At 65.8% G+C, this 24,342-nt stretch carries 22 protein-coding genes; 8 read left to right on the forward strand and 14 right to left on the reverse strand.

All coding sequences use genetic code 11. The features are described 5' to 3' along the window. Positions 1-3 precede the first annotated feature (3 nt). Positions 4-390, forward strand: a complete 387-nt coding sequence (locus tag AC3A4M_RS06430; protein ID WP_498734704.1) for an ester cyclase — start codon at positions 4-6, stop codon at positions 388-390. A 158-nt stretch (positions 391-548) separates the two neighbouring features. Here AC3A4M_RS06430 and AC3A4M_RS06435 read toward each other — a convergent pair whose 3' ends face one another. The 4 genes from AC3A4M_RS06435 to AC3A4M_RS06450 form a co-directional block, all read right to left on the reverse strand. After that, entirely contained in the window at positions 549-2,768 is a 2,220-nt protein-coding gene (locus AC3A4M_RS06435; protein ID WP_498734705.1) for an NADP-dependent isocitrate dehydrogenase, read from the reverse strand. A gap of 166 nt (positions 2,769-2,934) precedes the next feature. Beyond that, complete coding sequence (locus tag AC3A4M_RS06440) at positions 2,935-3,192, reverse strand: hypothetical protein (protein WP_498734707.1); 258 nt, start codon at positions 3,190-3,192, stop codon at positions 2,935-2,937. A 107-nt stretch (positions 3,193-3,299) separates the two neighbouring features. Next, positions 3,300-4,967 (reverse strand): bifunctional phosphoribosylaminoimidazolecarboxamide formyltransferase/IMP cyclohydrolase, encoded by a 1,668-nt coding sequence (gene purH / locus AC3A4M_RS06445; protein ID WP_498734708.1) that lies wholly within the window; start codon positions 4,965-4,967, stop codon positions 3,300-3,302. A gap of 201 nt (positions 4,968-5,168) precedes the next feature. After that, the gene (locus tag AC3A4M_RS06450) at positions 5,169-5,576 is read right to left on the reverse strand and encodes a hypothetical protein (RefSeq protein ID WP_498734709.1); all 408 of its coding nucleotides are present in this window, start codon (positions 5,574-5,576) and stop codon (positions 5,169-5,171) included. A 173-nt stretch (positions 5,577-5,749) separates the two neighbouring features. On the opposite strand from AC3A4M_RS06450, the gene AC3A4M_RS06455 reads away from it, so the two are divergent. Further along, positions 5,750-7,102, forward strand: a complete 1,353-nt coding sequence (locus AC3A4M_RS06455; RefSeq protein ID WP_498734711.1) for an MFS transporter — start codon at positions 5,750-5,752, stop codon at positions 7,100-7,102. 60 nt (positions 7,103-7,162) lie between these two features. Here AC3A4M_RS06455 and AC3A4M_RS06460 read toward each other — a convergent pair whose 3' ends face one another. From AC3A4M_RS06460 to purN, 3 genes are all read right to left on the reverse strand, one after another. Then, on the reverse strand, positions 7,163-7,657 hold the full coding sequence (locus AC3A4M_RS06460; protein ID WP_498734713.1) for a PKD domain-containing protein: 495 nt from the start codon (positions 7,655-7,657) through the stop codon (positions 7,163-7,165). A 479-nt stretch (positions 7,658-8,136) separates the two neighbouring features. Next, the gene (locus tag AC3A4M_RS06465; RefSeq protein ID WP_498734714.1) at positions 8,137-8,808 is read right to left on the reverse strand and encodes a DUF6318 family protein; all 672 of its coding nucleotides are present in this window, start codon (positions 8,806-8,808) and stop codon (positions 8,137-8,139) included. A 168-nt stretch (positions 8,809-8,976) separates the two neighbouring features. Continuing rightward, positions 8,977-9,546, reverse strand: a complete 570-nt coding sequence (gene purN, locus AC3A4M_RS06470; RefSeq protein ID WP_498734716.1) for a phosphoribosylglycinamide formyltransferase — start codon at positions 9,544-9,546, stop codon at positions 8,977-8,979. Positions 9,547-9,586: 40 nt separating this feature from the next. On the opposite strand from purN, the gene AC3A4M_RS06475 reads away from it, so the two are divergent. After that, positions 9,587-10,003: a hypothetical protein gene (locus AC3A4M_RS06475; RefSeq protein ID WP_498734717.1), complete on the forward strand. Its 417-nt coding sequence runs from the start codon at positions 9,587-9,589 to the stop codon at positions 10,001-10,003. A gap of 51 nt (positions 10,004-10,054) precedes the next feature. On the opposite strand, the gene AC3A4M_RS06480 is transcribed toward AC3A4M_RS06475, so the two are convergent. The 5 genes from AC3A4M_RS06480 to AC3A4M_RS06500 all read right to left on the reverse strand — a co-directional run bounded on the left by AC3A4M_RS06480 (position 10,055) and on the right by AC3A4M_RS06500 (position 15,538). Further along, positions 10,055-11,380: a cell division protein PerM gene (locus AC3A4M_RS06480; RefSeq protein ID WP_498734802.1), complete on the reverse strand. Its 1,326-nt coding sequence runs from the start codon at positions 11,378-11,380 to the stop codon at positions 10,055-10,057. A 104-nt stretch (positions 11,381-11,484) separates the two neighbouring features. Further along, positions 11,485-12,663, reverse strand: a complete 1,179-nt coding sequence (locus AC3A4M_RS06485) for a zinc-dependent alcohol dehydrogenase (RefSeq protein ID WP_498734718.1) — start codon at positions 12,661-12,663, stop codon at positions 11,485-11,487. A 151-nt stretch (positions 12,664-12,814) separates the two neighbouring features. Further along, positions 12,815-14,182: an FAD-binding oxidoreductase gene (locus AC3A4M_RS06490; protein ID WP_498734719.1), complete on the reverse strand. Its 1,368-nt coding sequence runs from the start codon at positions 14,180-14,182 to the stop codon at positions 12,815-12,817. 330 nt (positions 14,183-14,512) lie between these two features. Then, entirely contained in the window at positions 14,513-14,722 is a 210-nt protein-coding gene (locus AC3A4M_RS06495; RefSeq protein WP_170837925.1) for a hypothetical protein, read from the reverse strand. A gap of 63 nt (positions 14,723-14,785) precedes the next feature. Next, positions 14,786-15,538: a sulfite exporter TauE/SafE family protein gene (locus AC3A4M_RS06500; RefSeq protein WP_498734721.1), complete on the reverse strand. Its 753-nt coding sequence runs from the start codon at positions 15,536-15,538 to the stop codon at positions 14,786-14,788. A 150-nt stretch (positions 15,539-15,688) separates the two neighbouring features. On the opposite strand from AC3A4M_RS06500, the gene AC3A4M_RS06505 reads away from it, so the two are divergent. Continuing rightward, the gene (locus AC3A4M_RS06505; RefSeq protein WP_498734722.1) at positions 15,689-16,849 is read left to right on the forward strand and encodes a glycosyltransferase family 4 protein; all 1,161 of its coding nucleotides are present in this window, start codon (positions 15,689-15,691) and stop codon (positions 16,847-16,849) included. A 78-nt stretch (positions 16,850-16,927) separates the two neighbouring features. On the opposite strand, the gene AC3A4M_RS06510 is transcribed toward AC3A4M_RS06505, so the two are convergent. Then, positions 16,928-17,755, reverse strand: coding sequence for an aldolase/citrate lyase family protein (locus AC3A4M_RS06510; RefSeq protein ID WP_498734723.1), 828 nt, complete (start codon positions 17,753-17,755; stop codon positions 16,928-16,930). Then, positions 17,740-18,525 carry a 2-oxo-hept-4-ene-1,7-dioate hydratase gene (gene hpaH / locus AC3A4M_RS06515; protein ID WP_074699314.1) on the reverse strand — a complete coding sequence of 262 codons (786 nt, stop codon included), beginning with the start codon at positions 18,523-18,525 and terminating at the stop codon, positions 17,740-17,742. The genes AC3A4M_RS06510 and hpaH overlap by 16 nt, the downstream gene beginning before the upstream one ends. 311 nt (positions 18,526-18,836) lie before the next feature. Here hpaH and AC3A4M_RS06520 point away from each other — a divergent pair, with 311 nt between their 5' ends. From AC3A4M_RS06520 to AC3A4M_RS06535, 4 genes are read left to right on the forward strand one after another with little or no spacing between them, the layout of a single operon-like run. Beyond that, positions 18,837-20,498: an ABC transporter substrate-binding protein gene (locus tag AC3A4M_RS06520; protein ID WP_498734724.1), complete on the forward strand. Its 1,662-nt coding sequence runs from the start codon at positions 18,837-18,839 to the stop codon at positions 20,496-20,498. After that, positions 20,479-21,510, forward strand: coding sequence for an ABC transporter permease (locus tag AC3A4M_RS06525; protein WP_498734725.1), 1,032 nt, complete (start codon positions 20,479-20,481; stop codon positions 21,508-21,510). The genes AC3A4M_RS06520 and AC3A4M_RS06525 overlap by 20 nt, the downstream gene beginning before the upstream one ends. Next, positions 21,507-22,454 (forward strand): ABC transporter permease, encoded by a 948-nt coding sequence (locus AC3A4M_RS06530; protein WP_498734726.1) that lies wholly within the window; start codon positions 21,507-21,509, stop codon positions 22,452-22,454. The genes AC3A4M_RS06525 and AC3A4M_RS06530 overlap by 4 nt, the downstream gene beginning before the upstream one ends. Continuing rightward, on the forward strand, positions 22,451-24,133 hold the full coding sequence (locus AC3A4M_RS06535; RefSeq protein ID WP_498734727.1) for a dipeptide ABC transporter ATP-binding protein: 1,683 nt from the start codon (positions 22,451-22,453) through the stop codon (positions 24,131-24,133). The genes AC3A4M_RS06530 and AC3A4M_RS06535 overlap by 4 nt, the downstream gene beginning before the upstream one ends. The last annotated feature ends 209 nt before the right edge of the window (positions 24,134-24,342 follow it).

Genomic DNA, 24,342 nt, shown 5'->3' on the forward strand with positions numbered 1-24,342 from the left:
CCAATGAACACTTCCCACAAAGCAGCCATCATTGAACTGGTTGACGAAGTCCTGGTGGGCGGGGATCTGGCCGCCTTGGAACGGTTCTACGTCCCCCGGATGGTGCCGGTCGTGCGCCGCTGGATCGAGCCGTTCCGGGTTTCGTTCCCGGACGTCCGGACGTCTGTAGTGCAGTTGAGCTCGGACGACTCCTCGGTGGCCGCCCGGTTCCGCTGCTCCGGCACCCACCTCGGGATTTGGCGAGGCCACGCTCCCACCGGACGCCGCTTCAACAAGGTTGATGAAGTGTATTTCTTCACCTTCGAAGACGGCCTGATCGTGCGGGCCTGGGGACTGGAAGACTCCCTTGCCCGGTTCCACCAGCTGGGGCTCAGCCCCTGGGAACCCTAAACTCCCGCCTGCCCCAACTGCGGGCGGCCCAAATAGCGCGGGCGACTCTTTGCCAGGGGCGGTTCATGCCAAAGTACGACGACGGCCCGCACCTTTTGAACGAAAAGGTGCGGGCCGGCGTCGTACGCTTCAGGCTTTTGGCTGTGCCTGACCAGTGCCTAGCTCAGCGTGGCCAGAACTTCGTTGAGCTTGGCCGACGGGCGCATGACCTGGGCGGCCTTGGCGTCGTCCGGCTCGTAGTAGCCGCCGATGTCAACGGGGGAACCTTGCACGGCGAGCAGCTCGCCGATAATGGCATCCTCGTTGGAGGTCAGGGCGTCGGCAACGGCGGCGAAGGACTTCGCCAGCTCGGCATCCTCGGTCTGCTTGGCCAGTTCCTCGGCCCAGTAACGGGCGAGGTAGTAGTGGCTGCCGCGGTTGTCGAGCTCGCCGACCTTGCGCTTGGGCGACTTGTCCTCCAGCAGGAAGGTTCCGGTGGCGCGGTCCAGCGTGTCGGCCAGGATCTGCGCACGCTTGTTGCCGGTGGAGTTGGCCAGGTGCTCAAAGCTGACGGCCAGGGCCAGGAACTCGCCGAGGCTGTCCCAGCGCAGGTGGTTTTCCTTCAGCAGCTGCTGCACGTGCTTCGGAGCCGATCCGCCGGCGCCGGTTTCGAACAGGCCGCCGCCGTTGATCAGCGGAACGATGGACAGCATCTTCGCGCTGGTGCCGAGTTCGAGGATCGGGAACAGGTCCGTCAGGTAGTCGCGCAGCACGTTGCCGGAGACGGAGATGGTGTCCTCGCCCTTGCGGATGCGCTCCAGGGTGAAGGCGGTGGCCTCCACCGGGGACATGATCTCGATCTGCAGGCCCTCGGTGTCGTGGTCCTGCAGGTATTCCTTGACCTTGGCGATCAGGTTGGCATCGTGGGCGCGGGTTTCATCGAGCCAGAACACGGCCGGAGTGTTGGATGCGCGGGCGCGGTTGACGGCCAGCTTGACCCAGTCGCGGACCGGCACGTCCTTGGTCTGGCAGGCGCGCCAGATATCGCCCGGGGCAACCTGGTGCTCGATCAGCACGGTGCCGGAGCTGTCCACGAGCTGGACGGTGCCGGCGGTCTGGATCTCAAACGTCTTGTCGTGGCTGCCGTATTCCTCGGCGGCCTGGGCCATCAGGCCAACGTTCGGAACCGTGCCCATGGTGGTCGGATCGTAGGCGCCGTTGGCACGGCAGTCGTCGATGACAACCTGGTAGATGCCGGCGTAGGAGCTGTCCGGGAGCACGGCGAGCGTGTCGGCTTCCTGTCCGTCCGGGCCCCACATGTGGCCGGAGGTGCGGATCATGGCCGGCATGGAAGCGTCCACGATCACGTCGCTGGGAACATGCAGGTTGGTGATGCCCTTGTCGGAGTCCACCATGGCCAGTGCCGGGCCCTCTTCCAGGCCCTTCTTGATCGCAGCCTGGACGCCTTCGCGGACGTCGGCCGGCAGTTCCTCAAGACCGTTGAGGATGGAGGCCAGGCCGTTGTTGGGGCTCAGGCCTGCGGCAGCGAGCTGCTCGCCGTAGGTCTCGAAGAGTTCGGTGAAGTACGCCTTGACCACGTGGCCGAAGATGATGGGGTCCGAGACCTTCATCATGGTGGCCTTCAGGTGTGCGGAGAGGAGCACGCCCTCTTCCCTGGCGCGGGCAACCTGGGCGGCGAGGAACTCGTCCAGTGCGGCGGCGCGCATCACGGTGCCGTCGATGACCTCGCCGGCGAGAACCGGGAAGTCCTTCTTCAGGACGGAGACGGTGCCGTCGGCGGCAACAAGCTGGATCTTGATCGTGTCGTCGGCCGGAATGACCACTGACTTCTCGTTGGAGCGGAAGTCATCGGCGTCCATGGTGGCGACGTTGGTCTTCGAATCGGCCGACCAGGCACCCATGGAGTGGGGGTTCTGCCGGGCGTAGTTCTTCACCGAGAGCGGTGCGCGGCGGTCCGAGTTGCCTTCGCGCAGGACCGGGTTCACGGCGGAACCCTTGATCTTGTCGTAGCGGGAGCGGATGTCCGTCTCCTCGTCCGAGGAGGGGTTGTCCGGGTAGTCAGGCAGGGCGTAGCCCTTGCCCTGAAGCTCGGCGATGGCGGCCTTCAGCTGCGGGATGGACGCGCTGATGTTCGGCAGCTTGATGATGTTGGCTTCGGGCTTCTTCGCCAGCTCTCCGAGCTCGGCCAGCGCGTTGCCGGTCCGCTGGTCTTCAGTGAGGTAGTCACCGAAGACGGCGATGATGCGGCCAGCCAGCGAGATGTCGCGGGTCTCCACCTCCACACCTGCCGTCGAAGCGAAGGCCTCGACAATCGGCAAGAACGAATACGTGGCCAGCATCGGCGCTTCGTCGGTGTGGGTATAGATAATCTTGGCCATTGGTGAGGCGTCTCCCTAAGGTCTACGGAACTCTGTAAATCCTGTTGAATTCACCATCTAACTTACCTGAGGAGGCCGCTTCGATCCCTATCGCGGCCCGATATGCGCCATTTCATGACCGCGCTTCTGACGCGCCAAGCAGGCATGTCACATTGATTCGCAGCGGCTAGAACCCGGTACCTGGCCCGAAGATCTGGCCGCGGTGCACATCGTTGTTGTGTTCCAGGTGCGTGTCCCGCATGGCACCGCCGGGTGCTTCGGCCTCACGGACTGCTGCCTGCTCCTGCGCGGAGCGGGAACGCGGCTTCCTGAACCGCGGCACCAGCCAGAACGCCAGCGCCGCCGCCACCACAATGAGTACGACGGCGAGGCCGACCCATACGTTGGACGAGCCGGCTGATCCAACGGTCTGCAGCGGAAGCATCCCTACCCCTTAAACGCCGTTGCCGGGCACAACGGTTGCTTTGAACCTAGGTGCCCGGCACGGCGCTGGCAAGGGGTGCCGGCCTGACTTGCCAGTGGCGGAACTGTTTAGTGGAAGAAGTGGCGCGCTCCGGTGAAGTACATGGTGATCCCGGCGGCGTTGGCTGCCGCCACGACTTCCTCATCACGCACCGAGCCACCGGGCTGGACGACGGCGCGGACGCCGGCGTCGATCAGGATCTGCAGTCCGTCCGCAAACGGGAAGAACGCATCCGATGCAGCCACTGCACCGCGGGCCCGCTCCGGCGCAGCACCGCCTTCAACGTTGGCGGCTCCCCCGGCGGCGTCAGCACCGCCGTCGACGGCCACGCCCAGAGTATTGGCGCGCTCCACGGCGAGCTTGCAGGAATCCAGCCGGTTGACCTGGCCCATGCCGATGCCCACCGCGGCACCGTCGTTGGCCAGCAGAATGGCGTTGGACTTGGCGGCACGGATGGACTTCCAGGCGAAGGCCAGATCGGCCAGCGTCTTCTCATCGGCGGCCTCGCCGGCGGCAAGCGTCCAGTTCGCGGGGCTGTCGCCGTCGGCCTCCAACGTATCGGACACCTGGACCAGCACGCCGCCGGATACCTGGCGGATTTCGGCCGGGTCGCGGCGGTAGCCGTCCGGGAGGGTGAGCAGGCGGATGTTCTTCTTGCGGGAGAGGATCTCCACGGCCTCGGGCTCGAAGTCCGGCGCGATGACAACCTCGGTGAAGATGTCCTTGACGGTGCTGGCCATGCCGGCGGTCACCGTGCGGTTGGTAGCAATCACGCCGCCGAAGGCGGAAACGGGATCGCAGGCGTGGGCCTTGGCATGGGCGTCCGCAATAGGATCGGTGGCGCCGGGCGTGGCCACGGCGACACCGCACGGGTTGGCATGCTTGATGATCGCCACGGCAGGTTCCGCATGGTCGAAGGCGGCACGCAGGGCAGCGTCGGCGTCGACAAAGTTGTTGTAGCTCATCGGCTTGCCGTGCAGCTGGTCGGCCTGGGCAATGCCCGGCGTCGCGCCCTTCTCGACGTACAGGGCAGCGCCTTGGTGCGGGTTCTCGCCGTAGCGCAGCACTTCCGAGCGCTCCAGAGCCAGGCCGGCGTACGGCGGCCACTGGTTGGACTCATCCGTATCGTCGCCGAACTGCGCGGCGGTCCAGGAGGCCACGGCGTTGTCGTACGCAGCGGTGTGCGCAAAAGCGGCAGCCGCCAGCCGACGTCGTGCGGTCAGGTCAAAGCCGCCTTCGGCTGCGGCAGTCACCACGTCGGCGTACTTGGTGGGATCGACGACGACGGCGACGCTCGGGTGGTTCTTCGCGGCCGCGCGCACCATGGACGGTCCGCCGATGTCGATCTGCTCCACTACCTCGTCCTGGCCGGCGCCGGACTTCACGGTGTCGACAAACGGGTAAAGATTGACGACGACGAGGTCGAATGCTTCGACGCCGAGCTCCTTGAGCTGCTGGATGTGGTCTTCGCGGCGGCGGTCGGCCAGAATGCCGGCGTGGACCAGCGGATGCAGGGTCTTGACGCGGCCGTCCAGGCACTCCTGGAAGCCGGTGACCTCGGACACCTCTGTTACGGGGATGCCCGCCGCGGAGATCTTCTTGGCCGTGGAACCGGTGGAGACGATGCGTACGCCTGCCTGGTGGAGGCCCTGCGCCAGCTCCTCCAGGCCGGTCTTGTCGTACACCGAGATCAAGGCCCGGCGGATGGGAACACGGTCAAGCTGCTTCAAGCTCACGCAAATCTCCAAGGATGCAAAAGTATGGGGGATGGCATCAGTTTAGTTCACGGGTGTCTTGAGCGGAGAGTATGAAGTGGCGCCGGGCAGGCCACTCCCCCGCGGCCAACCTTCCGGCCAGGCAGAGCTAAATGCGCCGAGCCCCGGCGGATGGGGGAACATCCGGGGCTCGGCGGGTCTGTTGAACCGGCTTTGGCGGGCTTAGTCAGCGGCGGTATCTGCGCTCGGGGCGGACGCCGGACTGGGCGAAGAGACCGGGCTTGGCGCCGACTCCGGCGTAGCAGGAGACTGGGCCGACATCGGCGAGGCCGCGGACTGCGCGGACATTGGCGATCCCGCGGACTGCGCGGAAACAGGGGACGCAGGCGAGGCTGCCGTATGCGCGCTGGTGGGCGAATCCGCCGTCGTAAGCTGTTGGTCCCAGACGTTCGCTTCCGCTGGCGAAACTGCCCGCTCCAGCACAGGCGTGCTTGCCGAAACTTCTGCCTGTGCCGTGATGCTGCTGCCAAGGTCCTGGGGAATCGTCCCGCTATCGGCAACTGCTGCCCCCATGCCAAGTGCCATGACTCCGAGGGAGCCCGTTGCGATCCAGATGTTCCGCTTGTTCATGAGAAGTATCCTTCGATGCGAGCCGAGTGCCTTGCTGGTAGCAACATTGCGCCTGGAACGTGAGATAAACAGGAGAACCCGATGAGAGAGTTCTCATTTTTGATGATTTGCCCGCACGGCACATCTCGAGACCGGGCGCAGTAGAGTTTTTGTAGGTGCAAAGGGAAGGCGTCATGACCGAAACCCAGAGGATTCCCACGGGCGACCACATAGTGCAGGAACTCCCCTGGCGCTGGAGGGTGCAGGGGAAGGTCTTCATCATCGGCGGCCTGGGGTTCATGTTCGACGCGTGGGACGTCACCCTCAACGGCGTGCTGATCCCCTTGCTGTCCGACCATTGGAGCCTCGAACCGTCACAGGCAGCGTGGATCGGCACCGCAAACCTCATCGGCATGGCAGTCGGAGCGTTCGTCTGGGGCACCATCGCCGACCTCATCGGACGGAAGAAAGCCTTCACGGCGACGCTGCTGGTCTTTTCCATCTTCACAGTCTTCGGCGCCTTCGCCCCTGACATTGTCTGGTTCTGCATCTTCCGCTTCATCGCAGGCTTCGGCCTCGGCGGCTGCGTGCCCGTGGACTACGCGCTTGTCGGGGAGTTCACGCCACGCAAACAACGCGGCCGAGTCCTCACCGCAATGGACGGCTGGTGGCCCGTCGGCGCTGCCCTCTGTGGCTTCGTCTCCGCCGGCATCATGGCCACCTTGGCGGACTGGCGCTACACCATGCTGATCATGGTGCTTCCGGCGCTTCTGGTCTTCTGGATCCGCCGATCCGTCCCTGAGTCTCCCCTGTTCCTGATCAGCAAGGGCCGCGGCGAAGAAGCCGCCCACGTCATCAACGATCTGGTCAGACGCACCGGCGGCACGCCGACCGAATGGCGGCTGCCCGAGCCCGAGGCCATTCCGAAGCTTACCGTTGGCAACATCTTTGAACAGTTCCCGGCCATCTGGAAACACAACTGGAAAATAACGACGGCGGCGTGGGCCTTATTCTTCAGCATTCTGCTGGTCTACTACCTGGCTCTGACCTGGATGCCACGCATTCTGATCGAGTCCGGCTTCGCAGAAGTCCGCGCTTTCATTACCACTGCCGGCATGGCAGGCGTTGGGCTGCTGGGCGTCATCGTCGCCGCGTACTTCGTGGAAAAGACGGGCCGGAAGTGGATCCTCGCGGTCACCGGACCGCTCTCAGCTCTGATCCTGGTCATCGTGGCCCTGGTGATCGAGGTCCCTGCAGCCGTGATCACCTGGCTGCTGGTCTACGGCTTCGTCGTCCAGATCGCCATCCCGGTGCTCTACGCGTACGTCTCCGAGCTTTATCCCACCGAACTGCGAGGCTCCGGTTTCGGCTGGGCCTCAACGTTCTCCCGAATCGGCGCCGGCTTCGGACCGCTGATCTTCGTCTCGATCATGTGGCCCTACCTCGGCCTAGCCTGGTCCTTCGCCATCGCCGGAGGCCTAGTACTGATCGCTGTCCTCTGGATGGCCAGGTTCTCCCCCGAGACCAAAGGCGCAGAACTGCACTGAGTCCTTTGACCCGGCCCGCTTACTTGCCAGTTGGCGAGTAAGCGGGCGCGGTGCCGCCGATCAGCAGCCGGCCCCGTTCGGATTCTCAAGACAGTTATCCGCAAAGTTGTTCACCACGGAACGCCAAACACTTGTAGTGACTGGCTCGGCAGAAAATTCGGCATCGCCAGGGACATCGATAACGACGCCACCGTTGACAGTGTAAGTAGCGCGGTAAGTCACTGTAAGGCCAACAGCAAAGTCTCCCGTTTCCTCGAAGACGTGGCTGGTGGCAGTTTTCGTTCCCCATTCGCCTTCTTGCAGAGGACCGCCAGGAAACAGAAATGGTCCGCCACGGGCTCCATCTCCGTAATCCCACTCATACTGGACCGGCCGGGCTTCAAGATGGATCTCTTGACCATGAAGCTCGAAGTCGGCCGATTGTTCACCGGCATCTGCATAGAAATTCGTCTCGGCGCCGCGCAAAGTATGCGGAGCCGGCTGACCGATCACTTCACCTGCCTCTATCGGCAGATCACGAAACGCCCGAAGGATATCCTCAGCGATGAGGTCCATGACATCCACAGGCTCCTCCGCATACAGGCACGAATATCCATCCAACCGGCGCCACTGTAGGGGGTCGACAAGGGTCGAGGCTGACTCCCAGAAAACGACTCGACCATCATCGGCTGCATCGCATTCGGGAAGGGCGCCGAGACATGCTATATCAATGTTGTTTCGCCCTTCATCCATACACGCGATCTCATACCGAAAAACCGTGTCCGGTTTCGGGAGTGCATGCGGGCTGCTAGTCCACCCCCCACCATCAGCTACCGGGTAATACGAAGTGACAGTAGGCTTCCCTCCTGCCCAATCGGAGTCCATTTTAGGAGGCTCGTCTGTGGACTTCGCAAATGGCAACAAGATTGACGTTGGCGCTCCGAATGCGACGGAGTGGCTCAAGCCCACTACGGCGGCTGCTACCAGCGTCGTCGAGAGCACTTGACAGGAGATCCGGTGCCTCGATCGATCGAAAAGGGTTCCCCTCATTGTTTCTACACATCCCCAGCGACGCCTACATCCACCGTCTGCCATGCCCCTTCTTCATAACGGGCGACGAGAACATCGACTTGCATGTCAGATTCTGGAGTTGTTCCGTGCAACGTGCCATCGGCAAGGTAGTAACGCAGCTCTCCTGATACAAGTTGTACTGCAACATGATATTCACCAGCGGAATTACTGACGAAATCAGTCCCAGTCCCATCTATCTCGACTTTGCCACCGACCTGCCAGCGACCTTCCGAATGCCATTCCCCAATATTCTTCGCAACATCATTACAACGAACACATGATTCCTCCGTGATGCTATGAAGCCGTTTAACGTCTCCCGACTCGTAGGCGTAATTCAGGAGGTCATACCAATACAGAGTGAATGCTTCGAGCCCTTCTTTGGATTCTTCGCTTGCGAGTTCTGGCATTTTCGGCACCGGTACGTTCTCAGCCGGCCCATCAGCCGAAGCTGGCTTGTATTCCGGAGTGGCACTTGGTGTAGGCGTCGGCGTAGCAGATTCAGCCGCAACGGCCGAAGTTGCAGGTGCGGCAGAGGTGCCAGGCTCGCCCTCTGCATCGCCGCCGCAGGCCGTGAGACCGAGAGCGGCCACAGCCAGTACGGCAAACACCGAGGATCGGGTACGCGTGAAAGTATCGAATTTGGTCCTGCGGTTCACCGAGACCCCTATGCACTGGTCGGGTTGCTTACTGACGTATTCGAGCCAGTGTAATCACACGTTTAACAAGGCTGGAAGGTTATCCACAGGAAACCGGGCTCAGGGAGCGCAATAAGTCGCGGAGGACAGCAGCGTTCCACGCTGGCGCCGCCATCACCGCCAGAAAGGCTAACTGGTGCGTGTGCTGAGGTCCGCGAGCGTCTGCACGAGGAGTTTGCGCTCCTCCACTTTGATGCGCTCGTGCAGGATTTCCTCGGTGTCTTCCTCGCGGACGGGCACGGCGGCCTGCGCCAGAATAGGTCCGGTATCCACGCCGGAATCGACGATGTGCACGGTGACGCCGGTAATCTTCACGCCGTGGGCCAGCGCGTCCCGCACTCCGTGTGCGCCCGGGAAGGAGGGCAGGAGTGCGGGATGGGTGTTGACCATGCGGCCGTCGAAGGCCTCGACGAATTCGGCATCCAGAATGCGCATGAAACCGGCAAGAAGCACGACGTCCGGGGTATAGGAGGCGACGGCGGCCTGGAGCGCGCGGTTCCACTCCGCCCGGCTGCCGTGGTCAGCCGGCGCCACCACGAACGTCTCGATCCCTGCGCCCTCGGCCCGCTCAAGCCCCAGGCAGCCCGGGACGTCGGAACCCACGGCGACGATATCGGCGTCGAGCTCCCCTGTTTTCACCGCTTCGATGACTGCCTGAAGGTTGGTGCCGGAGCCGGAGACGAGTACCACGATGCGCATGCGTCAACTTTATGCTCCCGGCTCGCCTAGGCTTAAACCCATGGAACATGACACACGGCCGCGGCCCAGCGAGGAACAAACAAAAAACGCCAGTCTCTATCTGCGGGTTCTGCTGTTGCTGGTGCTGGGCACATTCCTGGCGGCGGCGTTGCCGCTGCCGTGGAAGATTGCCGCGCTGGTCCTGGCCGTGGCCACCGTGGTGGTTTCGATCGTGGGTCTGGTGAAGTCAGTCCGGCACGGCCTGCCGGGGACGCTTCGGATCACGTTCATTTTCGGCATCATCGTCGGCGGTTTCTTCGCGCTGACCGCCCTGGCCCAAATGGTCTTCTGGCCGCTCACGGCCCAGTACGAGGAGTGCACACGCCTGGCGGTCACGCAGAGCGCACAGGCGCAGTGCACCAACGAGTACTCGGAAAAGCTGCTCGACTACAGCAACCTGTTCAACCCGCAGAGCTGACGGATCCGCCGTCACTATGGCGGCGGCTAACCGTCGCCGCTGGTGCGGAAGCTAGCCTTTCTTGCCGCGGCTCTCCGCCGGAATTGTTGCAGCGCGGCGCGGCTCGCGCTCCAGCCAGGGACCTACGGCGTAACCAATAACGACGCCGGCAGCGACTTCCAGCGCGACCCAGAGTGCCGTCCACATCGGGTCCGGCCCGAGGTCCACAAAGCGCCCGATGCCCAGGGAACCGCGGGACAGCCAGGCCAGGACTGCAGTGCCGGCGCCGGCGGCGGCGCCGATCAGCAGGCCAAGAACCACGGTGGAAGCCGCGGCAGTGAACCAGCGGGTCTGGACCTTGATCGACAGCCATTCGTCAAAGTGGTTTTCACCCTCGCGCAGGAACCACCAGCCGGCCAGCACGCCGGCAACGACAGGCAGCAGCAGGGCGGCCATGCCGTAGGTCAGTTCGCCGGTAGGCAGCGCTCCGAGCAACGGGAACGCCGGGAGCGGGCCCACCGTGGTGGCGAGCGGGCTGATGGAGCTGCCGGTGCCGACGGCGAACCCGGCGCCGGAGGACCAGGCCAGCGTCCAGCCAACGAAGTTCGGCAGCAGGCCCAGCTGCGCGACAGTGAGCACGATGCCACCCACTACGCCGGTGTTGAGCTCCTGGTAGATCTCGATGATGTCCGCCCAGTGCAGGGCAATGTCCACGGCCAGCAGCAGGGCCGCCAGGCAGACTGCGGCGGTGACGGCCAGCAGGCCTGCCCGGATGACGGACCAGACATAGGAGCCGGCCCAGCGAGAGTGCTGGCTGGCCTTGGCCACCCAGGCGGCCGCGTCGACGCCGATCAGCCGGCCCCATGATCCGGCCGCGCGGTACGCCCCGATGATCAGGCCGGACCCGGCCGGGATCAGCGGTATCAGGGCGCCGGCCATCATGGAAATTTCCACTTCCTCGGTCTGCACCAGATAAGCGGTGGCGCCGCCGACAAAGGCATACACGCCGAGGGCACCGAGCAGCGCCTGCCATAGCTGGTCGGTATACGCGGCACGCGCCAGACGTCGTCCCGCTCGCCAGGACAGGAAGAAGGGCAGCAGCGTCAGGCCGAGCGGGACAAGGGACAGCGTTCCCCGCTCGGTGTCCGCGGACGTGGTGCCCATCAGGATCTCCAACTGCAGCGGCACGCCATGGATCAGCAGCCAGGCCTGTCCGCCAAGCCTGGCCAGCGAATCGAAGCTGCGGTCTTCGAACCCATCCGCGAACCACACGCCGACCAGCGGCAGCAACACGACGATCGCCGAGAGCAGCGCGCTCTGGAAAAGTTCGAAACCCCCTTGCAGCCAGAGGGGCATGGGCAGTCCGCTTTGCCCGCCCGGGCGCCATTTGAGTTTCATTGTCTCCATGGTGCCAGTTGACGGGCCAACGTCCGGCCAGCGACGCGGCGGAGCAGCCAAAGCGGCGGTCCTAACAGTCCCGCCACCCGGCAGCCAGCGCAACACTAAGGCTGAAGCACAACCTTAATGCAGCCGTCCTCCTTCTTCTGGAACATCTCGTACATGGCCGGCGCCTCGTCCAAGGAGACGCGATGCGTGACCAGATCGGACAAAGCCAGCGGGTCGGTGTCGTCGTCCACGAGGGGCAGCAGGTCGGTGATCCAGTGCTTGACGTTGCACTGGCCCATCCGCAGCTGGAGCTGTTTGTCGAACATCTTCAGCATCGGCATCGGATCCGCTTCCCCGCCGTAGACTCCGGAGAGCGAGACGGTACCGCCGCGCCGGACCGAATCGATGGCGGCGTGCAGGGCGGCCAGCCGGTCCACCCCCGCCGTCGTCATGGCAAGCTTGGCCACGGGGTGCGGCAGGACCCCGACGGCGGCTTGCGCGGCTGCCGCCACCGGCGAACCGTGCGACTCCATGCCCACCGCGTCGACCACCGAGTCCGGCCCGCGTCCGCCGGTCATGTCGCGCAGGTCATCGGCGCAGTTCCGGGTCCAGTCCAAGGTGGCGATGCCGTGCCGTTCCGCCATCTGCCGCCGCTCGGGAATGCGTTCGACGGCGATGACCCGGTAGCCCAGATGTTTGCCGATCCGGCTGGCCAGCTGCCCGATGGGGCCCAGCCCGAACACGGCCAAGGTGCCGCCGCCGGGGACGTTGGCGTAATCCACGGCCTGCCAGGCGGTGGGCAGGATGTCGGAAAGGAACAGGTAGCGCTCGTCCGGAATGCTGGTGTTGGCCACCTTGATGGGGCCGTAGTCCGCGTGCGGCACCCGCAGATACTCCGCCTGGCCGCCCGGCACCGAGCCGTAAAGTTCGGTGTAGCCGAACATCGCCGCGCCGGTCCCCTTCTCCCTGACCTGGGTGGTCTCGCACTGCGACTGCAGGCCGAGGCCGCACATGAAGCAGTTCCCGCAGGCGATGTTGAACGGAATGACCACCTTGTCGCCGGGCTTGATGTTGGTGACGGCGCTGCCGACTTCCTCCACAATGCCCATGGGCTCGTGGCCGAGGATGTCGCCCTTGTTCATGAACGGGCCCAGCACCTCGTACAGGTGCAGGTCCGAGCCGCAGATGGCGGTGGAGGTGACGCGGATGATGGCATCCGTGGGGTCCTGGATGGCCGGATCCGGGACCTCCTCGACGGACACTTGACGTTTGCCTTGCCAGGTCAGAGCTTTCATGTCTGGAACTCCTGTCAATGATTCGCGTGCCGGGCCGCGCGATTTCTCGTCGGCGGGAACCTTTTCAACGCTACGCGCCGGTTCTGGTTCGGGCTAGAGGTTGACAGGCCCCGGCAGGAAAACGCGTCAACGTACGACGGCGGCACGCACCTCAGGGGGCAACGGCACCTTCCCATTCGGCCGGCTCTCCTGCGGCGGGCAGGATGTTCTGGTTGCCGCGGAAAATATTGTCCGGATCGAGGTCCCGTTTGATCCGGGCGAGCCTGGCGTAGTTCTCGGGCCCGAAGGCGGCCATGATGCGTTCCTGCCCCTCGTGGCCGATGAAGTTCAGATACACGCCGCCGCTGGCATAAGGGGCGATATCGCGCCGGAAGCCCTTGGCCCAGCCAATGGCTTCAGCGGTCTGCGCCGGGTCCTGCCACACGGCAAAGGGGTGGGTCATCCATTGGGCAGTGCGCCGGGCCATCGGAGTGGAGTCCGGGTCCACCCTGCCGGCCCGGCCGCCCCAAGGCGCCAGCAGCATCTGTGAGGATTCATGCGGCAGAGCTTCCCCGAACCGGAGGAAGACATCCAGCGCCGCGTCCGGAAATTCGTCATGGTAGTCGGCCGTCCAGTAGTTCAACTGCCCCGGGGCGTCGTCGAGCATGCACTGGAAATCCGCGTACGGTCGGGGCTCGACAATATCGGCCGCGGGCTGCAGTGATACGAGCGGCCGGACCGCCTCCCTGCCCTCGTCCGGGTCGCCGGCATAGATCACTACAAGGCCCAGCGCCGGCTTCCCCTGCAGCTCGGCCGGCACGAACTCCTCGGGCGGCGCGATCACCGAGAGCAGGCAGGAGCCCAGGGATTCGGGCGAGGCCGGTACGAAGTCCCGGTAGGCACGCGCCACGTCCCGGGCCTGTCCGAGCGGCCACAGCAGCAGGCCGCATAGAACCTGCTCACCGACGTCGTACATTTTGAACGTGAAGGAGGTAGCGACGCCGAAATTCCCGCCGCCGCCGTGCAGCGCCCAGAACAGCTCCGGGTTCTCATCGGCGCTGGCCGTCACTTCCTCCCCAGCCGCCGTGACGAGGTCCACGGAGACTAGGTTGTCGCAGGCCAGTCCCCAGGCGCGGTCCATCCAGCCGGAGCCGCCGCCCAGCGTGAAACCGGAAACGCCGGTCGTGGAGACCCGGCCGCCGGTGACCGCCAGGCCGTAAGGCCGCCCCGCCCGGTCGAACTCGCCCCAGGTCACGCCGCCGCCAACCGTTGCTGTGCGGGCCTGAGGGTCAACGGCGATGTCCTTCAGCCCGCGCACGTCGATGACCAGTCCGCCCTCGTTCATGGACATGCCCGCAACGGAGTGGCCGCCGGATCTGACGGCGATTCCGAGGCCGTGCTGCCGCCCGTATGACAGGGCCTCACGGATGTCGGCAGCGCTCGAACATCGGGCGATGACGGCCGGCCGCCGGTCGATCATCGCGTTGAAAAGTGTGCGCGCTTCGTCGTAGCCGGCGTCTTCCGGCCGGATCCATTCCATGGTCTGCTCCTTCGCACCATGGGCCACCCGAGACAGATGTTACGCCGGGCAGCGACGGGCAGCCAGCACCAAAATTGAGCGGGTGGGCGGGGGACAGTCCAGCACTTTCACCGGCGCGGAAAGGGAAATCCGCTTTTCGGGAAAAGGTGTTTTAGGCAATCATTTTTGACGGGGTTTCTGAATGACAGGACTTTAAATGGAAGCGGGCGGCTGGTTCAAAAAGAACCAGCCGCCCGGAAAGGCGGAATATTCCGGGAAATCAACACGGCAAGAATGCCGCGGACTGCCTCCGGATTTCCGCCAGCCTAGGTTTCTTCATCCAGCCCCAGCTTAGGCGCCCTTGCGGCGCTTGGGAATGAGCTCCTCCTCAGCTGAGGACTTCGAGCGCTTCTCAGCACGCTTTTCCTTGATAGATTTACCCTGTTTCTTGGTGTTAGACCCCTGCGGGGACTTTCCTGCCATTCCAGCTCCTTTTTCAAGGCGAAATACAACGGTATGAGAGACCATACCTGCTTTAAAATAAAAAGCCAGTGCGGGCACGAAACAGGTGGAAAAGGAGCGCTACGGGAACAACGGCACGGATTTAATCGTTGAAGTCCAGCTTTAACCGGCCAGGTCCAGCAGTCCCTTGATCAACGCAGCGAGCGCGCCCACGAACGCCATGATGATGACGGCCACGCGCGCGTGGTCGTCCTTGATGTGCCGCAGCAGCTTCTCCCCCGTGAAGATCCCGACCACGATCATGACCCCCAGTGCGGCCCACATCCACCAGTCCAGTTGCGGCAGATGGGACGGGTTAAGCCAGGTCCTGACGCCGACGGTGATTAGGCAGATCACCAGGAAATAGGGCTGCAGCGTGCTGGCGAACTCGCGCTGCGGCCAGCGGGCCAGCACCGCGTAGGCGCTGACGGTGGGGCCGCCAACGCCGGCCAGCGAGTTGGTCAGTCCTGATCCCAGCCCGGCCAGCGCCTTGGGCGGATTCCCGCTCACCGTCACGGAAGCGCGGTGCAGCACCACGGACAGGCCGAGGGCGAAGATGACGATGGCACCCACTGTGACCACCAGCGGCGCGGACGGGACGTTGACGGCAACGAAGGAGCCGCCGATAGTCCCCAGGGTGGCGGGGATGGTCAGCCACCAGAACATGTTCCAGTTGATGTCCGCCCAGACCCGCGGCACGATCAGGCCGCAGGAGACCACCGAGCAGATGTTGATCATCATGATCCCCGTGTGCGCGCCGAGCAGCATCACCAGGATGGGCGAGAGCAGCAGTGCGAAGCCCACTCCGGCGATCCGCTGGGCCACCGAGCCGAGGAAAATCGCCACCAGGATTACGGTCAGGAGTCCAAGAGTCACCCGACTACACTAGCCGCCTCCCGCCGCGTGCCCGGACCGCTTCTCCCGCCACCGGCCCGGACCTGCGCCGTCGTGAGTCTTTTGCAAGTGTTCACCGGGGCGAAACCCTGTCCTCGCCGGGAGTCTGCGCCCAGCCGCCACGGTAGAAGCGTGAGGATCGCCATTGTTGCTGAATCGTTCCTGCCGCATATGAACGGCGTCACCCACTCGCTGCTGCAGGTCATTGCGCACCTGCGCCGGCGGGGCGACGACGTGCTGGTCATCGCGCCGACGTCGTCGTGGCTCGATGATGAGGCGCCGGCCGAGGTGGAGGGCTACCCGGTGCACCGGCTGCCGTCCGTCCCGCTGCGCGGCTACGCCAATGTGCGGGTCGCCGCCGGAACGCCGGCGCGGCTGCGGCGGATCTTCGCGGACTTCATGCCCGAGGTGGTGCATGTGGCCTCGCCGTTTATCCTCGGCTGGCGGGCCGTGCAGGCCGCGCACCAGCTGGGCATCCCCGCCGTCTCCATCTACCAGACCGAGGTTCCCGCCTACGCCGCGCGCTACGGTGCCCCGTGGCTGGAGCAGTTGTTGTGGCAGCACGTGGAGAACATCCACGAACTCTCCACACTCACCTTGGCGCCGTCCAGTTTCGCCGTGGACCAACTGCACAGCCACGGCGTGCGCCGGGTGCATTTGTGGCGGCGTGGCGTGGACACCTTGCGTTTCCACCCGCAGAAGTACGACGTCGGGTGGCGGGCTTCCGTCGCGCCCAACGGCGAGCGGATCATCGGCTTTGTGGGCCGGCTGGCCGCGGAGAAGCAGGTGGAGGATCTTGCCGTGCTCGCCGACATCCCCGGCACCCGTCTGGTCATCGTGGGGTCCGGGCCGCTGAAGAACTCGCTGCGTGCCAAGCTGCCCGACGCATACTTCGCCGGCTTCCAGGGCGGCGAAGACCTGGCGCGGATGGTGGCCAGCTTCGATCTGTTTGTCCACCCGGGCGAATCCGAGACATTCTGCCAGACCATCCAGGAAGCGCAGGCCTCCGGGGTGCCGGTGGTGGCGGTGGGGCGGGGCGGCCCGCTGGACCTGGTGGATCAGTCGCGGACCGGCTGGATCTACGCGCCCGGCCGGCTGGATGAACTGCGGTCCCGCGTGCAGGACCTGATCGGCGACGACATCAAGCGCCGGGCCTTCGGGCAGGCAGCCTTTGAGTCCGTCCAGGGCCGGACCTGGCCGGTGCTGTGCGAGCAGCTGGTCGGGTATTACGCCAAGGCGATCTCGGTGAAGCGGCGCGCCCTTAATGTCGAGGCCCGGGAGTACCTGCGGTAAGCCAGACTCCCGAAACCAGGAGACAGCAGATGCCCTTTCCAGCGTTCAAAAGGGCACCTGCTGCACACTCAGCGGAAGTCAGTAGCTGGCGCGGGGCGCCTGCGCCTCTGCTCCGACTCCTGCCTCTTCGGGAATGTACTTGGCGGCGAGCGCCTCGGTCCCGCGGGCCAGCAGGGCCACGTCGGCGCCGACGTTGACGAAGTCCGCCCCGGCGTCGATGTAGCGGCGCGCTGAGGCTTCGACGAACGCGTTGACCCCTACGAACTTGCCGGCGGCCTTCACGTCCTGGATGGTCTTCACCACCGCGGCCACCACGTCCGGGTGCTCCTGCTGGCCAAGCACGCCCATGGAGGCGGCCAGGTCAGACGGGCCGATGAAGATGCCGTCGATCCCGTCCACCGCGGCGATTTCCGCCGCGTTCTGGACTGCCTCGGCCGCCTCGACCTGCACCACCAGGGTGACCAGGTCCTCGGCGCGGTTGAGGTAGTCGGGGATGCGGTTCCAGCGTGCCGAACGGGCCAGCGCCGAGCCCACCCCGCGGATGCCGCGCGGCGGATAGTGCATGGCAGCCACCGCGGCCCGGGCCTGCTCCGCGTTGTTGACCATGGGCACGATCAGCGACTGCGCCCCGATGTCCAGGAACTGCTTGATCAGCACCGGATCATTGAAGGGGACGCGGACCACGGGGATGGCCGGGTAGCCGGCGATGGCGCGCAGCTGGGCCAGGACCGTCTCCAGCCCGTTGGGTCCGTGTTCGGCGTCGATCAGCAGGTAGTCAATGCCTGAGCCGGCGCAGATTTCGGCGATGCCCGCGTCGCCGGAGCACACGAACATGCCCGCGATGGTGCGGTCGGCGTCATTGACGAGGTCCTTGAAGGACGGCGCTGCTTCTACTCGAATCGGCATGTGATGGATCCCAGCTGTCCGTAGTCGGCGTGCACGGTGTCGCCCTCGTAGACCCACATCGGGCGGGTGAAGGACCCGGCGAGGATGGTTTCGCCGGCCTTGAGGTGGTCGCCGTGCGGGGCGATCTTGTTGGCCAGCCAGTACACGCCGGCGGCCGGGTGGTTCAGCACGCCGGCGGCGACGCCGGTCTCCTCCACGGTCTGGTTCTTGTACAGGATCGCGGCGATCCAGCGCAGGTCAACGTCCTGCGGGCGGACCGGGTTGCCGCCGATCACCATCGCGCCCATGGCGGCGTTGTCGGAGATGGTGTCCACGATGGTGCGGCCTTCCATCTCGATCCGCGAGTCCAGGATCTCCAGCGCGGGGACCACGTATTCGGTGGCGTTCAGGACGTCGAAGATCGAAGCGTTGGGGCCCTTGACATCGCGGTTCAGCACGAAGGCCAGCTCCACCTCGACGCGGGGGTGGGTGTACTGGTCCCACTTCACGGTGCAGCCGTTTTCGAGGATCATGTCGTCGAAGATGATGCCGTAGTCCGGTTCAGTAATGCCGGTGGCGGCCTGCATCGCCTTGGAGGTCAGACCGATCTTGCGCCCGGCGAGCTTACGGCCGTTGGCTTCGCTGCGCTCCCGCCAGAGGTTCTGCACGGCGTAGGAGTCCTCCACCGTCATCTCCGGGTAGCGGGCCGTCAGCCGAGGCACCGGGGTACGGGTGCGCCCGGCCTCCACCAGCTCATCGGCAATCTTCTCAATGGTCGTCTGATCAAGCACGCGACAGGCTCCAGTCCAAAAGTCATCAACTGTGGGCAGCCGGACGGAACCCCCGTCCGGTCTGGTGGTCCTGCCCTTCGGCGTCGGTGCCGGGCGGCCACAGCACCATAGTACGTTTCCCCGCGCCGCCATGAGACTTCCATTACAGCCCGGCGCCCGCCGGAGGGGTTGCTCACATTGTGCGGCGCGTCATGCGCCGGTTTGCGCTGCTGACCTACCCTTAATGGGTACAAACCTGCGGCCGGCGCCCGTCCGGCCGCGCTCTACCGCCGCAGGCCTCGGCCGGGCGGATCCAGTTGAGGAAGTATCCTATGTCGTTTGCCTTCCGTTCCCCGCGCCGTGCAGCCGTTGCAGCGGCAGGCGCCGCGGCCGCCGTCGTACTTCTGGCCGGTTGCAGCGCCGGCGGCACCGGTTCCGAAGAGAACGCGGGCGAGCCGGTCAGCGGCGGAAACCTCGTCTACGCCACGGGCGACGCCGAACCGACGTGCCTGGATCCGCATGTGGGCGGCAACTACCCGCAGGCGCTGGCGGCAAGCCAGTACTTGGAACCGCTGGTTTCCAAGAACGACGACGGCGAAATCATCCCGTGGCTGGCCAGCGAATGGCAGGAGAGCGAAGACGGCCTCAGCTGGACCTTCACGCTGCGCGAGGGCGTGCAGTTCACCGACGGCACCCCGCTCAACGCCGAGGCGGTGAAGGCCAACATCGAGCACGTCCAGGACCCCGAAACTGCGTCCTCCACCGGCTACCTGGCGCTGCAGAAGATCGAGAGCGCGGAGGCCGTCGACGGCCTCACCCTCAAGCTGAACCTCAAGGCTCCGGACAGCGCACTGCTGGAATCCTTCAGCATGCCATGGGTCGCCATCCAGTCCCCCAAGGCGCTGGAGCGCAGCCAGGAAGAGAACTGCGCGGCGCCGGTGGGCACCGGCCCGTTCATCGTGGAGGACTGGGTCAAGCAGGACTCGATCACCATGGTCCGCAACGAAAACTACAACTCCCCGCCGGCCGATGCCGCCCACGAGGGCCCGGCCTACCTGGAGTCCATCACCTGGAAGTTCATTCCGGAATCCGCCACCCGCTACGCCGCGCTGCAGGCCGGCGAGGTGCACGTGATCGACAACGCCCAGCCGGACACCATTGCCGCGGCGGAGAACAACGACGTCATCAAGCACCTGGATGCGCCGCGGCCCGGTGCCTCCAACCGGCTGGAGCTGAACACCAGCAAGGCGCCCTTCAACGATCCGCTGGTGCGCGAGGCGTTTGTCCGGGCGGTGAATGTGGACGACGGCGTTTCCTCCCTGTTCTTCGGGACCGCCGAACGATCCTACTCGCCGCTCTCCAGCGTCGAGCCGCTGGGCTACTCCGATGAGTCCCTGTTCGGCTACGACCCGGCCGAGGCCAACGCTTTGCTGGATGAAGCCGGCTGGGCTGAGCGGGATGCCGAGGGCTACCGGGTGAAGGACGGCGAGCGGCTGAGCCTGGAGTTCCCGGTCAGTACCAACCAGTCCATCCCGGCCGAGCAGTCCCTGTTCGAGCAGCTGCAGGCCACGGCCAAGGAAGCCGGCTTCGAGATCAAGCTGAACCTGCTGGATCTGTCCAGCTGGTACGGCGCCCTGGCCGAAAACGATTACAACCTGGTCAGCGCCCCGTACACCAAGGTGGGCCCGGACGTGCTGCGGATCCTGTTCCACTCGGACAGCACCGTTCCGGCACCCAGCGGGTACTTCGCCAACCTGTCCCAGGTGAAGCTGGACGAACTCGATGAGATCCTGACCAAGGGCAGCGAAACCTCCGACCCGGCCGAGCGCGCGGCTCTGTACGAAGAGGCGCAGAAGATTGTGCTGGAGGGCTACTACATCCTGCCGCTGTACGACCAGCAGAACCACTTCCTGTACCGCTCGGAAGTCTCCGGGCTGCGGGCGCTGCCCACCGTGTCCACGCCGACGTTCTACGATGCCTGGCTCAACTCCTGAGCCACCGGCTCCCGGCCGGGCAGCGCTGAGCGCCGAAGACCGGGGGCCGGCGCAGACCCTGGCTGACGGTGTCCGCCTCCCCACAACCCTCCGCTGGCTGCTCGCCAAGGTGCTGGGCGCGGTCTTCGTGCTCTGGGCCGTTGCGACGCTGATCTTTTTCGGGATCCGGCTGATCCCCGGCGACCCGGCCGAAGCCATACTGGGCGGGCCGGGATCGCAGGCGTCGCCCGAGGCGCTGGAGCAGGTCCGCCGGGACTACGGGCTGGACCAGCCGCTGTTGGTCCAGTACTTCACACAGCTGGGCCGGCTGGTGCAGGGCGACCTGGGCGACTCCTACTCGCTGCGGATGCCCGTGGCCGAACTGCTCGGCAACCAGCTTCCCGGCACACTCCTACTGTCCGCCCTGGCCCTGCTGGTGGCCTGGCTGCTGGCGCTCGGACTGGCCGGCTGGTCCACGCTGAACGGCAAGGCGGCCGCCGTCGTTGCTTCGGGGCTGGAGATCGCCGCAGCCGCGGTGCCGCACTTCTGGCTGGCCAGCATCCTGATCCTGCTGTTCAGCAACACGCTGGGCTGGCTGCCGCCGGTCAGCACCAACTCCGCCGACGGGCTGGTGCTGCCCGTGCTGGCGCTGGCGCTGCCGCTGGCCGGGTTCCTGGGCCAGGTGATGCGCGAATCCATGCTCAACGCCATGACCTCGCCGTTCGCGCTTTCCGCCCGTGCCCGCGGGGAAGGCGAGACCGGTGTGCTGTTCCGCCACGCTCTGCGCCATGCCGCGCTGCCCGGCATCGCGCTTTCCGGCTGGGCCTTCGGCAGCCTGCTCAGCGGCGCCGTCGTCGTGGAGTCGATCTTTGCCCGCCCGGGGCTGGGCCGGACCCTGCTCAATGCCGTCACGCTCCGCGACATCCCGCTGGTCACCGGCGTCGCCCTGGTCTCGGCACTGGCCTACGTGGTGGTCATGGCCGCCAGCGACGTGGCCGAGCGCGCCGCCGATCCACGGTTGCGGGCCGCATGAGTATCTTCTCGAGCAAGCGCAACCATCAGGACCCGGTCCTCGCCGGCACCTCAGGCGCGGCTGGAACCCCTGATGTCGCGGAGACTCCTGGCACCCCCGGCGCCGCAGGAACCCTCGGACCCACCCGCGGCCTGCGCCCGGTGTCCGGGCTGCGCGCCGTCGAACTCGGCGCCGCCGGCGTCGCACTGTTCCTGGTGCTGGCCGCCTGCTTCCCCACGCTGCTGGCGCCGTTCGACCCGCTGGCCATCAACCCGGCCGACTCGTTCCAAGGCCCATCCGCCAAGCACTGGTTCGGCACGGACGAGTCCGGCCGCGACATCTACTCGCGCGTGATCCACGGCGCCCGCCCGTCGCTGCTGATCGGCGCAGCAGCCACCGCCATCGGCGTCGGGCTGGCGCTGGTGCTCGGCGCGCTGGCCGGGCTCGGTGGCCGCTGGCTGGATTTCGGCGTGGGCCGGATCCTCGAAGTCCTGTTCGCGCTGCCGGGCCTGCTGCTGGCGCTGGTCTTCATCGCGCTGGCCGGCCCCGGGATCACCACCTCGGTCATCGCCGTCGGGCTCTCGACGGCGCCGGGCTACGCGCGCATCATCCGCGGCCAAATCCGCCAGGTGAGGTCGTCCGCAATGGTGGAGGCCGCCGTTGTACTGGGCCGCCGGCCGGCGCAGGTGCTCTTCCGCCACATCCTGCCCAACGCCCTCTCCCCCGTCTTTGTGCTCGGCACCCTCGGGCTGGGCCAGGCCGTGGTGTGGGCGTCCTCGCTGAGCTTCCTCGGCCTCGGGGCACCGCCGCCGGCCGCCGAGTGGGGCGCGATGCTGGCGGCCGGCCGGACGTATCTGGGCACGGCGTGGTGGATGACGTTCTTCCCCGGCGTCGCGATTGTCCTGACCGCGGCGTCCTCGACCGTGCTGGGGCGCGCTCTGCAGCGAAGGGTGGCCGGACGGTGATTGCGAAGAACGACGCCGTGCTGCGGGTTGAGAACCTCAACATCGGCTTTGGTGCCGTCCCGGCAGTGCGCGGGGTGTCTTTATCCATCGACCGCGGGCAGTGCCTGGCGCTGGTGGGCGAATCCGGTTCCGGCAAGTCCGTAACCGCGCGGGCCCTGATCGGCCTCGCCGGGGACACTGCGGATGTTTCGGCGCAGCGGATGGAACTGGGCGGTGAGTCCCTGACCGGGCTGGGTCGGCGCGGCTGGCGGCAGTTGCGCGGCAGCAAGGTCGGCTTTGTGCTGCAGGATGCGCTGGTCTCGCTGGATCCGCTGCGGACCATCGGGCGCGAGATCGAGGATTCGCTCCGGCTGCGGACCCGGCTGACGCGCGCCGAACGCAGCCGGCAGGTGCTGAAGCTGCTGGCCGATGTGGGCATGGACGATCCGCAGCTGCGGGCGGGCCAACGCTCCGGCGAACTCTCCGGCGGCCTGCGCCAGCGGGCCCTGATCGCCTCCGCCATCGCGCTGGATCCGGCGCTGCTTATCGCCGACGAGCCCACCACCGCGCTCGATGCCACGGTGCAGGCGCAGATTCTGGACCTGCTGGCCTCACTGCGGGAGCGGGGAACGGCGATGCTGCTGATCAGCCACGATCTGGCCGTGGTCGGTTCGGTGGCGGACCAGGTGGCGGTGATGACCGAGGGCAGGATTGTGGAGCAAGGCCCGGTGGCGCAGGTCCTGGGCTCGCCGCAGCACGACTACACAAAGAAGCTTCTGCGCGCCGTACCCTCCGGCCATCCCCGCGGTGCGCGCCTGTCCGGACCGTCGGGCCTGTCGGGCTTATCCCGTCCGTCCGGCACGTCCGCTCCAGCGACCGCGAAGCCAAAAGCTGCTGACCGCGATATCGATCAGCCCGGCGCCGGCACACCCGTCCTGCAGGCCACCGACCTGACCAAACGCTTCCGCAACCCGGACAAGACCAGCTTCACCGCCGTCGATACTGTGTCCTTCGAACTGGCCGCCGGGGAGACGCTGGGGCTGGTGGGCGAATCCGGTTCCGGCAAAACCACCATCGCCCGCATCGCCCTTGGGCTCACCGCGCCGGATGCCGGCGATGTCCGGCTGTTCGGCGAGCCCTGGAGCGCGCTCACCGAGAAGGAGCGCCGGAGCCGGCGGCCGTTGATCGGCACCGTCTACCAGGACCCGCTTAGTTCGTTCGATCCGCGGCTGACCGTCGGGCAGACCCTGGCGGATGCAGTCACCGGCGGCCGGACGCTGAATTCCCGGAGCGCCGGCGAGCAGGTCCAGGACCTGCTGGAGATGGTCGGGCTGCCCGCGGACTTTGCCCGCCGCGGCCCGCGCACGCTTTCGGGCGGCCAGCGCCAGCGCGTGGCCATCGCCCGGGCCCTGGCGCCGCGGCCCCGCATCTTGATCTGCGATGAACCAGCCTCGGCGCTGGATGTCTCGATCCAGGCGCAGATCCTGGATTTGCTCGATGACCTGCAGCGGGAACTGGGACTGAGCTACCTGTTCATCTCGCACGACCTCGGGGTCGTGCGGCACATGAGCGACAGGGTTGCCGTCCTGCGTCGCGGGCGGATCGTCGAACAAGGTCCGGCCGAGCAGCTCTTCGCCGCGCCCCAGCATCCCTACACACAGCAGCTCCTCGCGTCTTCCCCAGCCCTCGAAGCTCGCTGAATCCACAGCCGCCTCACGCCGGCGAGAAGGCAGGCTTAGTATGGAGGAGATACGCCACATCCAAAACTGAAGGAGACTTCCATTACCGAATCGCTTGCCCCCAGTGACATTTCGGATGCGTACTTTGGTGCCCCGGAACCGGAGGAAAGCCAGCGCGACGTCGTTGAGGTGACCTCTCCTGCCGCCGTCGCACGCTTGAGCGACCGCGA

Source organism: Arthrobacter sp. Soil_C_60 (genome assembly GCF_057656375.1).